Origin of the sequence: Serratia sp. 4542 (assembly GCF_016805595.1) — a bacterium.
GTDB classification, from domain to species: Bacteria; Pseudomonadota; Gammaproteobacteria; order Enterobacterales; family Enterobacteriaceae; genus Serratia; species Serratia nevei.
Genome location: NZ_RXKV01000013.1, coordinates 300,241 through 313,843 on the forward strand (window position 1 = coordinate 300,241; position 13,603 = coordinate 313,843).

General features: G+C 56.6%; 11 protein-coding genes. 8 read left to right on the forward strand and 3 right to left on the reverse strand.

Going from position 1 to position 13,603, the window contains the following annotated elements:
* Together leuB and leuA are read right to left on the reverse strand one after the other, a co-directional pair.
* Positions 1-1,092, reverse strand: a complete 1,092-nt coding sequence (leuB, locus tag EKL15_RS20725; RefSeq protein ID WP_060440781.1) for a 3-isopropylmalate dehydrogenase — start codon at positions 1,090-1,092, stop codon at positions 1-3.
* Positions 1,093-1,094: 2 nt separating this feature from the next.
* A complete protein-coding gene (gene leuA / locus EKL15_RS20730; RefSeq protein ID WP_004932820.1) occupies positions 1,095-2,669 on the reverse strand; it encodes a 2-isopropylmalate synthase in 1,575 nt (524 codons plus the stop codon).
* An 872-nt stretch (positions 2,670-3,541) separates the two neighbouring features.
* Here leuA and leuO point away from each other — a divergent pair.
* From leuO to cra, 5 genes are all read left to right on the forward strand, one after another.
* Entirely contained in the window at positions 3,542-4,489 is a 948-nt protein-coding gene (leuO, locus tag EKL15_RS20740) for a transcriptional regulator LeuO (protein WP_203090310.1), read from the forward strand.
* A 466-nt stretch (positions 4,490-4,955) separates the two neighbouring features.
* A complete protein-coding gene (locus tag EKL15_RS20745; RefSeq protein WP_100396046.1) occupies positions 4,956-6,764 on the forward strand; it encodes a long-chain fatty acid--CoA ligase in 1,809 nt (602 codons plus the stop codon).
* A gap of 316 nt (positions 6,765-7,080) precedes the next feature.
* A complete protein-coding gene (gene ilvI, locus EKL15_RS20750) occupies positions 7,081-8,799 on the forward strand; it encodes an acetolactate synthase 3 large subunit (protein ID WP_100396047.1) in 1,719 nt (572 codons plus the stop codon).
* A gap of 2 nt (positions 8,800-8,801) precedes the next feature.
* A complete protein-coding gene (gene ilvN, locus EKL15_RS20755) occupies positions 8,802-9,293 on the forward strand; it encodes an acetolactate synthase small subunit (protein WP_004932806.1) in 492 nt (163 codons plus the stop codon).
* A 218-nt stretch (positions 9,294-9,511) separates the two neighbouring features.
* Positions 9,512-10,516 carry a catabolite repressor/activator gene (gene cra / locus EKL15_RS20760; RefSeq protein WP_004932801.1) on the forward strand — a complete coding sequence of 335 codons (1,005 nt, stop codon included), beginning with the start codon at positions 9,512-9,514 and terminating at the stop codon, positions 10,514-10,516.
* A gap of 37 nt (positions 10,517-10,553) precedes the next feature.
* Here cra and EKL15_RS20765 read toward each other — a convergent pair whose 3' ends face one another.
* Positions 10,554-10,994: an L-alanine exporter AlaE gene (locus tag EKL15_RS20765; protein WP_060422463.1), complete on the reverse strand. Its 441-nt coding sequence runs from the start codon at positions 10,992-10,994 to the stop codon at positions 10,554-10,556.
* An 862-nt stretch (positions 10,995-11,856) separates the two neighbouring features.
* Between EKL15_RS20765 and mraZ the strand changes: the two genes are divergently transcribed.
* Genes mraZ through ftsL form a run of 3 tightly spaced genes read left to right on the forward strand, consistent with a single transcriptional unit; the run spans position 11,857 to position 13,576 of the window.
* Positions 11,857-12,315, forward strand: a complete 459-nt coding sequence (gene mraZ, locus EKL15_RS20770; protein ID WP_025159638.1) for a division/cell wall cluster transcriptional repressor MraZ — start codon at positions 11,857-11,859, stop codon at positions 12,313-12,315.
* 2 nt (positions 12,316-12,317) lie between these two features.
* Positions 12,318-13,259 carry a 16S rRNA (cytosine(1402)-N(4))-methyltransferase RsmH gene (rsmH, locus tag EKL15_RS20775; protein ID WP_049200285.1) on the forward strand — a complete coding sequence of 314 codons (942 nt, stop codon included), beginning with the start codon at positions 12,318-12,320 and terminating at the stop codon, positions 13,257-13,259.
* Positions 13,256-13,576 (forward strand): cell division protein FtsL, encoded by a 321-nt coding sequence (gene ftsL / locus EKL15_RS20780; protein ID WP_033651674.1) that lies wholly within the window; start codon positions 13,256-13,258, stop codon positions 13,574-13,576. The genes rsmH and ftsL overlap by 4 nt, the downstream gene beginning before the upstream one ends.
* Positions 13,577-13,603 lie beyond the last annotated feature (27 nt).

Genomic DNA, 13,603 nt, shown 5'->3' on the forward strand with positions numbered 1-13,603 from the left:
TTATGCCCCCTGAGCTACAAAGCGAGCGATGATGTCGCCCATTTCATCGGTGCTGACGGCTTTGCCGTCACCGGCCAGATCGGCGGTGCGGTAGCCCTGTTCCAACGCCTGGTTGATGGCGCGCTCCACGGCGTCGGCCGCTTCATCGGCGCCCAGGCTGTAACGCAGCAGCAGGGTGGCGGACAGGATCTGCGCAATCGGGTTGGCGATGCCTTTGCCTGCAATATCCGGCGCGGAACCGCCCGCCGGTTCGTACAGGCCGAAGCCTTGCTCGTTCAGGCTGGCGGACGGCAACATGCCCATCGAGCCGGTGATCATCGCGCATTCGTCGGACAGGATGTCGCCGAACAGGTTGGAGCACAGCAGCACGTCGAACTGGGACGGATCCTTGATCAGCTGCATGGTGGCGTTGTCGATATACATGTGCGACAGCGACACGTCCGGGTAATCCTTGGCGACCTGATTGACCACCTCACGCCACAGGATGGAACTCTGCAGCACGTTGGCCTTGTCGATCGACGTCACCTTGTTACGGCGCTTGCGGGCGGATTCGAAGGCGATGCGCGCGATGCGTTCAATCTCGAAACGGTGATACACCTCGGTATCGAAAGCGCGCTCCTGCATGCCCTGGCCTTCGCGGCCCTTTGGCTGGCCGAAGTAGATGCCGCCGGTCAGTTCGCGCACGCACAGAATGTCGAAGCCGCGGGCGGCGATGTCGGCGCGCAGCGGGCAGAATGCCTCCAGCCCTTGATACAGGCGTGCCGGGCGCAGGTTGCTGAACAGCTTGAAGTGCTTGCGCAGCGGCAACAGCGCGCCGCGTTCCGGCTGCTCGGCCGGCGGCAGGTGTTCCCATTTCGGGCCGCCTACCGATCCGAACAGGATGGCGTCGGCCTGCTCGCAGCCGGCGACGGTCGCCGGCGGCAGCGGGCTGCCGTGGCGATCGATGGCGATGCCGCCGACGTCGTACTCGGCGGTGGTGATGCGAATGTCAAAGCGTTGACGCACCGCGTCCAACACTTTGCGCGCCTGAGCCATTACTTCCGGGCCGATGCCGTCTCCGGGCAAGACGGCAATGTGATAAGTCTTCGTCATGTTCACACCGTTTCCTGATTATTTTGATGTTTGTTTTGCTGCAGGCGCTGCTTTTCTTTTTCTACCTGCTGTGAGCGCCAAATATTGTTCAACACGTGCACCATCGCCTTGGCGGAGGATTCGACGATGTCGGTCGCCAGACCTACGCCGTGGAAGCGGCGGCCGTTGTATGAGACCACGATATCCACCTGGCCCAGCGCGTCGCGGCCATGGCCCTTGGCGGTCAGCTGGTATTTCACCAGCTCGATCGGGTAGTCGGTGATGCGGTTGATTGCCTGATAAACCGCATCGACCGGGCCATTGCCGGTGGCGGCCTCGGCTTTCTCTTCGCCGCCGCAGATCAGTTTCACCGAGGCGGTAGCCATGATGCTGCTGCCGGACTGCACGCTGAAGTAGCCCAGGCTGAAGTGCTCCGGCTCTTCCTGCTGTTTATTGATGAAGGCCAGCGCCTCCAGGTCATAGTCGAACACCTGGCCCTTTTTGTCGGCCAGCTTCAGGAAGGCGGCGTACAGGGTATCCAGGTTGTAGTCCTGCTCCTGGTAGCCCATCTCTTCCATGCGGTGTTTCACCGCCGCGCGGCCGGAGCGGGAAGTCAGGTTCAACTGCACGTCCTTCAGGCCGATCGACTGCGGGGTCATGATTTCGTAGTTTTCGCGGTTCTTCAGCACGCCGTCCTGGTGAATGCCGGAGGAGTGGGCGAAGGCGTTGGAGCCGACGATCGCCTTGTTGGCCGGGATCGGCATGTTGCACAGCTGGCTGACGATCTGGCTGGTGCGGAAAATTTCCTGATGATTGATGTTGGTGTGCACGTTCATGATGTCCTGGCGCACTTTAATCGCCATGATCACCTCTTCCAGCGAACAGTTGCCGGCGCGTTCACCGATGCCGTTCAGGGTGCCTTCCACCTGACGGGCGCCGGCCTGTACCGCGGCGATGGAGTTGCCGACCGCCATGCCCAAATCGTCGTGGCAGTGCACGGAGATGATGGCTTTGTCGATGTTCGGCACGCGGTCATACAAGGTGGTGATGATGCCGCCGAACTGGTTCGGCGTGGTGTAGCCGACGGTGTCCGGGATATTGATGGTGGTGGCACCGGCATTGATGGCGGCTTCGACCACGCGGCACAGATTGTCGATCGGTGTGCGGCCGGCGTCTTCACAGGAGAACTCTACGTCGTCGGTGTAGTTGCGGGCACGTTTGACCGAGCGCACCGCCATCTCCAACACTTCGTCGAACGAGCGTTTCAGCTTCGATTCAATGTGCAGGGTCGAGGTGGCCAGGAACACGTGGATGCGGAACGCTTCGGCGACGCGCAACGCTTCTGCGGCCACGTCGATGTCTTTGTCTACGCAGCGGGCCAGGCCGCAGACGCGGCTGTTCTTGATCTGGCGCGCGATGGTTTGCACCGACTCGAAGTCGCCCGGCGAAGAGACCGGGAAGCCGACCTCCATCACGTCGACGCCCATTCTCTCCAGCGCCAGCGCAATCTGAATCTTCTCTTTTACGCTCAGGCTGGCCTGCAATGCCTGTTCGCCATCACGCAGCGTGGTATCGAAAATAATGACTTGTTGGCTCATCGGTGCATTCCTTATCGTGTTGATTTCACGCTAAGCGGGCAAAAAAAAACCCGCGCAGTAGCGCGGGTTTCTTATGGGTGATCGGCTGAGTCAGCTCCGAACTTCGTCCACAGGCATACCGCGCAAACAAGATGCGTTAAGTAGTAGGCCTAGTAGACGGTGAGTACGGATCATAAGGGTTCAGCTTCTCTTAAATGGGGTGTCTGCCTAATTTGATACGTGATTGCCCTGGCGATGTCAACACCTGATTGAATGCGGGGACAATGCATCGGCGAATCGGCCGAACAGAGGATCATGCGGCAAAAAAGCGACGCCCTAGAGAAAAAACGGGGCCAGTTTGCGTGCTGCTTAGCATAAACGAATCGAATATATACTGCGCTAATTGCTTCTGGATTTCGTTGCGTTAAGATTTGTGATGAAAAAATAAGAGGAATTAATCACGGGGGGCAATAAAATAACATTTTTAATACAAATGATTTAAATTAAATTCATATGATTAATTGATTGTTTTAGTCATAATATAACAAAATAATGCGTTTTTACACAAAGTGAGCGGTGTTTTTAGATGGTTTGATTGCTTATGATGTGTTTCTATAGTTTGTCTCATACTGTGCGGTTAGGTTGTTTAATTGTCTTAATCATTGTTGATACCTAATTATTAGTACCACCCAGGTGGCATTCTTCCCGCTGACGGGAGAAGCTGCTGACATGTATTCCACATACGACTTATATCGTGACGATAACACGAGGTTTTTTATCGGCTGATGGCGGTAATGGCAGGATTTGTCGTGCAAAGATAAGGCAATGCGGCGTTTCATTGTTTGTCGAGCACAAGGATTAGATTATCTACACAGGATTTAGTGGAGTGAAATATGGCTGAATATGATTCAGAAATCGCCATGGTCAAAGAGCCGGCGGAGATTCATTTGCGCAGCGTCGATCTTAATTTGCTGACGGTGTTTGACGCCGTGATGCAAATGCAAAATATTACGCGAGCCGCTAATTCGTTAGGGATGTCGCAGCCGGCGGTGAGCAACGCGGTGGCGCGCCTGAAGGTGATGTTCAACGATGAGCTTTTCGTGCGCTGTGGGCGCGGGATCCAGCCCACCATGCGGGCCAGGCAGCTTTTTGGGCCGGTGCGGCAAGCGCTGCAGCTGGTGCAAAATGAGTTGCCGGGCGCCGAGTTCGAACCGCTGACCAGCACGCGAGCGTTCTCCCTGTCGCTGTGCAGCCCGCTCGATTTGCGTCTGGGCGCCGGGATAATCAATCACGTCAAACAGATCGCGCCGCAGCTTAACCTGCAAATAAAGTCGTACATCAACAATAATATTGAGCATCAATTGCGTTATCAGGACGTCGAGTTTGTCATCGGCTACAGCCGTTTCGAATCGGCGGAGTTTCGCAGCCTGGCGATGTTCGACGACGAATTAGTGCTGGCGGTTGCGCAGGCGCATCCGAGAATAGGCGAGGAAGTGACGCCGGAGCACATGCTGGCCGAGCAGCACGCTGCGGTTTCCCTGGAGAGTTTTGGATCGTTCAGTAAACCTTTTTATTTAGAGGAGCCGATGCTGCGCGCCGTGACGCAACAGTGCACTGATCTCTACAGCGTGTTGAATATGGTGTCGCAAACGGAAATGGTGGCGATTGCGCCCGCTTGGTTGGTGCGACAGCAGAAGGAAGCGTTGAAAATAAAGGCGGTTCCTTTATGTGGCAACGAGAATAAAGCCACCTGCTATCTCTCCTGGCATGAATCCTCCGAGCGGGATAAAGGCCACCAGTGGATGAAATCCGTCCTGATTGAGGCGGGTAACCCAAAGTAAAGCGATAAAGAATGGGAGCCACATAAAGATAATATTCAACTGAGCGTTTTTTTCTCATGATAAAAACTAAGAACTATCTGTGTTTTTATTAAGATGTTTCTTGGTTTTACGGCGATAAAATAACTTATTTTCAGAGTGAGTTTGTTCGTTCAGCAAAAATAATTAATATAAATTAATATTCTGATTTTTACTTTCCGGCTGGTATTTTAAACTAACTCGATGCGGCGGCCCGGATGGGCCGCGTTTTATTGCCATCAGCAAACCTTTTCCTCCCCGTTTTGTCCAACCAATGAAAGTGCGGAAGCCGGACTGAGTTTTGGCTCACACTTCTACGCTGAAATCGCTTTTCCCCCTGCCTGAGACTAGGTAGACTGCGCAGAAAAAAGTAAACACGTGTAAGCTGAGATGAGGGCCGTAAGGCGTCGTTCCGGCTTAACTGTTTGATTCATTTCAGGCTTAGAGCACTATGATCACTAATCTGCTGCAATACCATTTGATCCATCGTATACAGCATCAAATCATCCACCGAGCCGATCGCACAGCTTTTCGCCAATGGTCGCCCAACGGCGAGTTGCAGCTGACCTGGGGAGAGGCCGCCACTCGTATTGACCGCATTGCCGCCGGGCTGCTGGGGCTGGGCGTCGAAGTACAAGAACGCATCGGTATTTTCGCCAATAACACGATGGCCTGGGCGTTGACCGATCTCGCTATCCTTCACCTGCGCGGCATCAGCGTTCCGCTTTATTCCACCAACACGCCGGCACAGGCGGCGTTCGTCACCAACGACGCCGACATCCGTATACTGTTCGTCGGCGAGCAGGCGCAGCTTGACGCCGCCATCGCGCTGCGCGGCGTCTGCCCGCAGCTGCGTCATATTGTCGTCTTCGACGAGGGGGCCGATCTGCGCGGCTGCGAGATCGCACAGCATCTGAGCACCTTCGAGCGCGCTGCCGATCCGGCGGCTTTTGCCGCTCAACGCCAGCAGCGTATTGAAGAGTGCGACCTGCAGGATCTCTTCACCCTGATCTATACCTCGGGCACTACCGGCGAGCCGAAAGGAGTGATGCTGGACTACCGCAACCTGGCGGCGCAGCTCTACCTGCATGATGAAAGGCTGACGGTCGGCGAAGAAGATGTGTCGCTCAGCTTCCTGCCGTTGTCGCACGTTTTTGAGCGGGCCTGGAGCTTCTTTGTGATGCATTCCGGCGCGCAGAACGTTTTCCTGCCGAACACCGACTGGGTGCGGGAAGCGATGGGGCAGGTCCGCCCGACGCTGATGTGTGCGGTGCCGCGTTTCTACGAGAAGATTTTCAGCGCGGTGCACGAAAAAGTGGCGCGCGCCCCTTGGCTGCGCCGTGCGTTGTTCCACTGGGCGATCGTCTGCGGCGAGCGCAAATTCCTGCAGGAGCGCGCCGGCAAACCGTTGGGCAAAGTGTTCGACTTCACCCACCGCTGGGCCGATAAGCTGGTGTTGAGCAAGCTGCGCGGTATCCTCGGCGGCCGGGTGCGCTTTTTGCCGGCGGCGGGCGCCAAGCTGGACGACAATGTGATCCTGTTTTTCCAGGCGATGGGCGTCAACATCAAGTACGGTTACGGCATGACCGAAACCTGTGCGACCGTCTCCTGCTGGGAAGAGGGGCATTTCCGCTTCGGCTCCATCGGTAAACCGCTGCCGGAGGTCGAGGTGCGCATTGGCGAGGAAAATGAAATCCAGGTGCGCGGGCCGATCGTGATGCGCGGCTATTTCAACAAACCTTTGGAAACCGCCGCGACCTTTACCGAGGACGGCTGGCTGAAAACCGGCGACGCCGGGGCGATCGATGAAGAGGGCAACCTGTTCATCACCGAACGCCTGAAGGATTTGATGAAAACCTCCGGCGGCAAATATATCGCGCCGCAGATGCTGGAAGGCACGCTGGCGCAGGATCGCTTTATCGAGCAGGTGGCGATCATCGCCGATGCGCGTAAATTCGTTTCCGCGCTGATCGTGCCGTGCTTTGAGTCGTTGGAAGAGTACGCGAAGTCAGTGAACCTGAAATACCAGGATCGCCTGGAACTGCTGCGCAACGGCGAAATCCTCGAGATGTTCGAAAAGCGCCTGCGCGAGATGCAAAAGGAGCTGGCGCGCTTCGAACAGGTGAAGAAGTTCACGCTGCTGCCGGCGGCCTTTTCGATGGAGCTGGGGGAGTTGACGCCAACGCTGAAGCTGCGCCGTAAAGTGATCCTGCAGCGCTATCAGCGTGAAATCGACTCGATGTACCAGGAACAGGCCTGACGCTGCCGCCGGGCCATGTGCCCGGCCAAAAAATCGGCATATCCTTCACCTGATTTAGTTCTGTAATTTCCCGCCTGTTCGAAACAATGCTTAGCCTGACAACCCCGAGGCTAGCGCATTGTTTTTATAAAGCCGCGATCTCCAGCTGCTTGGCAATAACCCCGCTACCGTTAAGCCATTTTGCCGTTTGCCTGCCCCATATTCTGACGTTATGTTAATTCGATAGCGACAACCCATAAAAACTTTGGGGCATTGCCCCGCAGCAGGCGCTACGTTCCGGCGCCAGAGAAGAATAAGCAAGCCTGGAGGCAAACCCATGGAGATGTTGTCAGGAGCCGAGATGGTCGTCCGATCGTTGATCGATCAGGGCGTTAAGCATGTATTCGGCTACCCCGGCGGGGCGGTGCTCGATATCTACGACGCCCTGCATACGGTAGGAGGGATCGATCATATTCTGGTGCGCCACGAGCAGGGGGCGGTGCACATGGCCGACGGCTACGCGCGCGCCACCGGTGAAGTGGGCGTGGTGCTGGTGACCTCCGGCCCCGGCGCCACCAACGCCATTACCGGCATCGCCACCGCCTACATGGACTCGATCCCGATGGTGGTGCTGTCGGGGCAGGTGCCCAGCTCGCTGATCGGCTACGACGCCTTCCAGGAGTGCGATATGGTGGGGATTTCTCGCCCGGTGGTGAAGCACAGCTTCCTGGTAAAACGCACCGAAGACATCCCGGCGGTGTTGAAGAAGGCGTTCTACCTGGCTTCCAGCGGCCGCCCCGGCCCGGTGGTGATCGATCTGCCGAAAGATATCGTCGGCCCGGCGGTGCGGATGCCTTATGCCTACCCGCAGGACGTGAGCATGCGTTCTTATAACCCGACGGTGCAGGGCCACCGCGGGCAGATCAAACGCGCGTTACAAACCATTCTGGCGGCCAAAAAGCCGGTGATGTACGTCGGCGGCGGCGCGATCAACGCCGGCTGTGAAGCCGAACTGTTGGCGTTGGCGGAGCAGCTGAACCTGCCTGTGACCAGCAGCCTGATGGGATTGGGGGCTTTCCCCGGCACCCATCGCCAGAGCGTCGGCATGCTCGGCATGCACGGCACCTATGAAGCCAACAAAACCATGCACCATGCCGATGTGATCTTCGCCGTCGGCGTGCGTTTCGACGATCGCACCACCAATAACCTCGCTAAATACTGCCCGGATGCCACCGTGCTGCACATCGATATCGATCCGACCTCGATTTCCAAAACGGTGGACGCCGATATTCCGATCGTCGGCGATGCCAGGCAGGTGTTGGTTCAGATGCTGGAGCTGCTGGCGCAGGACGAGAAAGCGCAGGATCACGACGCGCTGCGCGATTGGTGGCAGTCTATCGAGCAGTGGCGTGCCCGCGACTGCCTGGGTTACGACAAGCACAGCGGCACCATCAAGCCGCAGGCGGTGATCGAAACCCTGCATCGACTGACCAAAGGCGACGCCTATGTCACCTCGGACGTGGGCCAGCACCAGATGTTCGCCGCGCTCTATTATCCATTCGACAAACCGCGCCGCTGGATCAACTCCGGCGGCCTCGGCACCATGGGCTTCGGTTTGCCGGCGGCATTGGGCGTCAAGCTGGCGCTGCCGGAGGAAACCGTGGTGTGCGTGACCGGCGATGGCAGCATTCAGATGAACATTCAGGAGCTGTCCACCGCGCTGCAATATAACCTGCCGGTGGTGGTGGTGAACCTCAACAACCGCTATCTGGGCATGGTGAAGCAGTGGCAGGACATGATTTATTCCGGCCGTCACTCGCAGTCCTACATGGATTCTCTGCCGGACTTCGTCAAGTTGGCCGAGGCTTACGGCCATGTCGGTATCGCCATCCGCACGCCGGATGAGCTGGAAAGCAAGCTGACGCAGGCGCTGGCGGAAAAAGAGCGGCTGGTGTTCGTCGACGTGACCGTCGATGAAACCGAACATGTTTACCCGATGCAGATCCGCGGTGGAAGCATGGACGAAATGTGGCTTAGCAAAACGGAGAGGACCTGATCATGCGCCGTATTTTATCTGTCTTGCTGGAAAACGAATCCGGCGCTTTGTCGCGCGTGGTCGGGCTGTTTTCCCAACGCGGTTATAACATCGAGAGCCTGACGGTGGCACCGACCGACGATCCGACGCTGTCGCGCATGACTATCCAGACCGTCGGCGACGAGAAAGTGCTGGAGCAGATTGAGAAACAGCTGCACAAGCTGGTGGATGTGCTGCGCGTCAGCGAGCTGGTGCAGGGCGCCCACGTCGAGCGCGAGATCATGCTGGTGAAGCTGCAGGCCAGCGGCTACGGCCGTGAAGAGGTGAAGCGCTGCGCCGACATTTTCCGCGGCCAGATCGTCGATGTGACGGCGACGCTGTACACGGTACAGCTGGCCGGCACCAGCGACAAGCTCGACGCCTTCCTGAGCGCAGTGCGTGAAGTGGCGGAGATCGTGGAAGTGGCCCGTTCCGGCGTGGTTGGCGTGTCGCGCGGCGACAAAATCATGCGCTGAGCGCGGTCTGGCGGCGAATAATCGGGGGCGCGGCGTGGCTGCGCCCTTTGTTTTTCGGTATTTTTTGCCCGATTGCTGGCACCTTTCGGCAAAAGCGGTTGCTAGGCAGTGTTTTCTGCTGTTAGATCGCAGAGGCTGGATTGAATAACCGTACGGGATGTCATGGTTAATCCGAGCACAGCCTTCACTTCTATTTTCAGCGTCATTAAGGGGTTAATGTGAAACTGGATGAAATCGCGCGTCTCGCGGGCGTTTCGCGCACGACGGCCAGTTACGTCATCAACGGCAAGGCGAAGCAGTATCGTGTCAGCGATAAAACCGTCGAGAAAGTGATGGCCGTGGTCAGGGAGCATAACTATCACCCGAATGCCGTCGCGGCGGGGCTGCGCGCCGGGCGTACCCGTTCTATCGGTCTGGTGATCCCGGATCTGGAAAATACCAGCTATACCCGCATCGCCAACTACCTGGAACGCCAGGCGCGCCAGCGTGGTTACCAATTGCTGATCGCCTGTTCCGAAGATCAGCCGGACAACGAAATGCGCTGTATCGAGCACCTGCTGCAGCGCCAGGTGGACGCCATCATCGTCTCCACCGCCTTGCCGCCGGAGCATCCTTTCTATCAACGCTGGGCCAACGATCCGCTGCCGATCATCGCGCTGGACCGCGCGCTGGATCGCGAGCATTTCATCAGCGTCGTCGGGGCCGATCAGGAAGACGCCTTTGCGCTGGCGCAGGAGCTGCGCACCTTCCCGGCTGAATCGGTGCTGTATCTGGGCGCCTTGCCGGAGCTTTCGGTGAGCTTCCTGCGTGAGCAGGGCTTCCGTCAGGCCTGGCAAGAAGATCCCCGCCACGTCGATTATCTGTACGCCAACAGCTATGAACGTGAAGCCGCCGGCGCGCTGTTTGCCGAATGGCTGAAAACGCACCCGATGCCGCAGGCGCTGTTCACCACCTCGTTCTCGTTGTTGCAGGGCGTGATGGACGTGACGCTGAAGCAACGTGGCCGTTTGCCGACCGATCTGGCGATTGCCACCTTCGGCGACCATGAACTGTTGGATTTCCTCGAGTGCCCGGTGCTCGCGGTGGCGCAGCGCCATCGTGACGTAGCCGAACGCGTGCTGGAGCTGGTGTTGGCCAGCCTGGATGAACCGCGTAAACCCAAGCCGGGTTTGACGCGTATCCGCCGCAATCTGTTCCGTCGCGGCAGCCTGAGCCGCAAATAGTCCGCTCTACAGGAGCCCGCTTTGCCGGGCTCCTGGTTTAGACGTAGCCCGCCACCCGGAACAGCCGCCGGCAATATTCCAGGAAATAGCCATACACCACGCCCATCGCCATGGAGACCAGCGCATTGCTGGTGACCGCCGCCAGCATTTGTTGGCCGTCGGCGCCTACGCTCCACAAAATGGCGGCATAAACCGGCGACTGGAAGCTGACGTAGGCCAGCAGGTCGGCGAGGTTGCGCAGCACGAATTGGCCGCGCGGACAGCGGCGCGCCGTGCGGATAAACAGATCGCGATAGCGGCCGTAAGGCCAGGCGATCAGGATGTTGACCGGGATCGACAGCAGGCGCGAAGAGAGGGATTGCTGGAAGCTCATGCCGGAGATCAACACTTCTATCGCCATGCCGGCGATAAAGCAGTACACCACCAGTGCGAACGTATCGGCAGCGGCGCTACGCCAGTGAGCTACGGGCGAAAGCATGTGTTACCTCCCTTTGGTTAAAATTCTGTTAAATTATAAATTGTTGGTTGTTAAAACTGCTTTTTTGCTTTTTATATAGTGTACTAATCTGCATTGATTTTTTTAACTAGATTTATATTTTTATTTTTAACATTTGCTCGGTTTTTGTCCCGCAGAACCGGGAGAGAGGAGAGGGTAGAGAGATTAAAATCGGTAGTTTAAAATAAATTCATTAAAAACATATGGTTGCGATTTTTGGCGTCGAATGGGGATTTTTTCCGGCAAAAATTGTGGAAATAAGGTGTAAGAAAATGAAACCATAATTGTAAACAGGTATTTTGGGAATAATCTTACCAAATTGATTTAAATCGAAATTACTTCTGCTCGTAATATCCGAACCATTTATTTTTATCGCGGCCGCATCACGGCCGTGCAAATTGAAGTAAAATAGCGCCCGGTTTTACGGTGAATAACGATTGAGCGTTATTAACTCAAGGAGTTATGGCCTTATTCCGCGATCGGCTCGCCCAACGCCGAGCCTTGGCGGGCGCGGCTCGCCAGCGGTTACCGCACTGAGATTGCCGAGCTGAAAAATGAGACATGGCTTGCAGAAGGAAGTAATGAGTTAATTAATCGCCAGTTCGTCAGGTTTTTAATCAGATTCTTTCCGCTTAGAAAATTCTCTCCGTTTATCATGGTGTTAATTTTTAATCGTCGAATAATCAGAGTTTCTTTCGCGAGTCAGCTCCCAAAATGACCAGAGAAATATTGCCAAAGCGCTGGCGCTCTGGCTTGACAAGGTTTTCATACCCTCCGTAAACTCCATTGTGTGGGAATTTGTGGGGTAAAGTGGTGAAAACGGTCACTAAGGGGTAGCTCAGGAATGTTCCGTGGAGCGACGATGGTCAACCTCGACAGCAAAGGGCGGCTTGCCGTACCTACCCGATATCGGGAATTGCTCAACGAGGAATCGCAAGGCCAAATGGTCTGTACCATTGACCTCCATCAGCCCTGCCTGCTGCTTTATCCTTTGCCCGAATGGGAAATTATTGAACAAAAATTATCACGTCTGTCGAGCATGAATCCCGCCGAGCGCCGCGTTCAGCGCCTGCTGCTGGGGCATGCCAGTGAGTGTCAGATGGATAGTGCCGGTCGTTTGCTGTTAGCCAATACGCTGCGGCAACACGCCGGGCTCACGAAAGAAGTGATGCTGGTCGGTCAGTTCAACAAGTTTGAACTGTGGGATGAACAGACCTGGTATCAACAAGTCAAGGATGATATTGACGCTGAACAGTCGACTCAGGAACCGTTGTCTGAGCGGCTACAGGACTTGTCGCTATAAGCATGTTGGAAAACTATAAACACACCACCGTCCTGCTGGACGAAGCCGTCAACGGCCTCAACATCCGCAGCAACGGCATATATATCGACGGTACTTTTGGTCGCGGTGGCCATTCTCGTCTGATTCTGTCCCAGCTGGGGCCGGAAGGGCGCTTGCTGGCGATTGACCGTGACCCTCAGGCGATTGCAGCCGCCAAATCTATTGAAGATCCTCGTTTTACCATCGTACACGGCCCATTCTCCGAGTTGTCGCACTACGTGCGGGAACGTGAATTGGTGGGCAAGATCGACGGCGTTCTGCTCGATCTGGGCGTTTCTTCGCCGCAGCTTGACGACGCAGAGCGCGGATTCTCCTTTATGCGCGACGGTCCGCTGGACATGCGCATGGATCCGTCCACCGGCCTGTCCGCCGCAGAGTGGCTGATGAAGGCCGAAGCGGACGACATCGCTTGGGTGCTGAAAACCTTTGGCGAAGAGCGTTTCGCCAAGCGCATCGCACGCGCCATCGTGGAAAGAAACCGCGTGGAGCCGATGACGCGCACCAAAGAGTTGGCGGATCTGATTGCCGATGCCAGTCCGTTCCGTGAAAAGCACAAGCATCCGGCGACGCGCAGCTTCCAGGCGATTCGTATCTATATCAACAGCGAGCTGGAAGAGATCGAGCGTGCGCTCGACGGCGCGCTGGAAGTGCTGGCCCCACAGGGCCGTTTGTCGATCATCAGCTTCCACTCGCTGGAAGACCGCATCGTCAAACGCTTTATGCGTCACCATAGCCGCGGCGCCCAGGTGCCGGCGGGCATTCCGTTGACCGAAGAGCAACTGCGCAGCATGGGCGGGCGAACGCTGAAAGCGCTGGGCAAAATGATGCCTTCGGAAGCGGAAGTGGCGGACAACCCGCGTGCGCGCAGCTCGGTGCTGCGTATTGCTGAGAGGATGCCCGCGTGATCGGCAACGAACGCCACGGTTTGGTCGGGGTTATTGGCGGCGACCTGCTGCGCAACGCCAAGATCCCCATGATTTTACTGATTGCGTCACTGGTCTCCGCGATTTTCGTGGTGACCACCGCGCACCGCACCCGCCTGCTGACCGCCGAGCGCGAACAGCTGGTTCTGGAGCGCGATGCGCTGGATATCGAGTGGCGCAACCTGATTTTAGAAGAGAACGCCCTCGGCGATCACAGCCGGGTTGAACGTATCGCGACAGAAAAACTGCAGATGCAACACGTTGATCCATCGCAGGAAAATATCATCGTTAAACAATGAATGGTTTAACCGGAATAATGACACGGA

Bases quoted from the DNA above. Each gene is read 5' to 3' on its own strand.
- leuA (WP_004932820.1), bottom strand. From the start codon at position 2,669: ATGAGCCAACAAGTCATTATTTTCGATACCACGCTGCGTGATGGCGAA.
- EKL15_RS20765 (WP_060422463.1), bottom strand. From the start codon at position 10,994: ATGCTTTCGCCCGTAGCTCACTGGCGTAGCGCCGCTGCCGATACGTTC.
- leuO (WP_203090310.1), top strand. From the start codon at position 3,542: ATGGCTGAATATGATTCAGAAATCGCCATGGTCAAAGAGCCGGCGGAG.
- EKL15_RS20745 (WP_100396046.1), top strand. From the start codon at position 4,956: ATGATCACTAATCTGCTGCAATACCATTTGATCCATCGTATACAGCAT.
- ilvI (WP_100396047.1), top strand. From the start codon at position 7,081: ATGGAGATGTTGTCAGGAGCCGAGATGGTCGTCCGATCGTTGATCGAT.
- mraZ (WP_025159638.1), top strand. From the start codon at position 11,857: ATGTTCCGTGGAGCGACGATGGTCAACCTCGACAGCAAAGGGCGGCTT.
- leuB (WP_060440781.1), bottom strand. From the start codon at position 1,092: ATGACGAAGACTTATCACATTGCCGTCTTGCCCGGAGACGGCATCGGC.
- ilvN (WP_004932806.1), top strand. From the start codon at position 8,802: ATGCGCCGTATTTTATCTGTCTTGCTGGAAAACGAATCCGGCGCTTTG.
- rsmH (WP_049200285.1), top strand. From the start codon at position 12,318: ATGTTGGAAAACTATAAACACACCACCGTCCTGCTGGACGAAGCCGTC.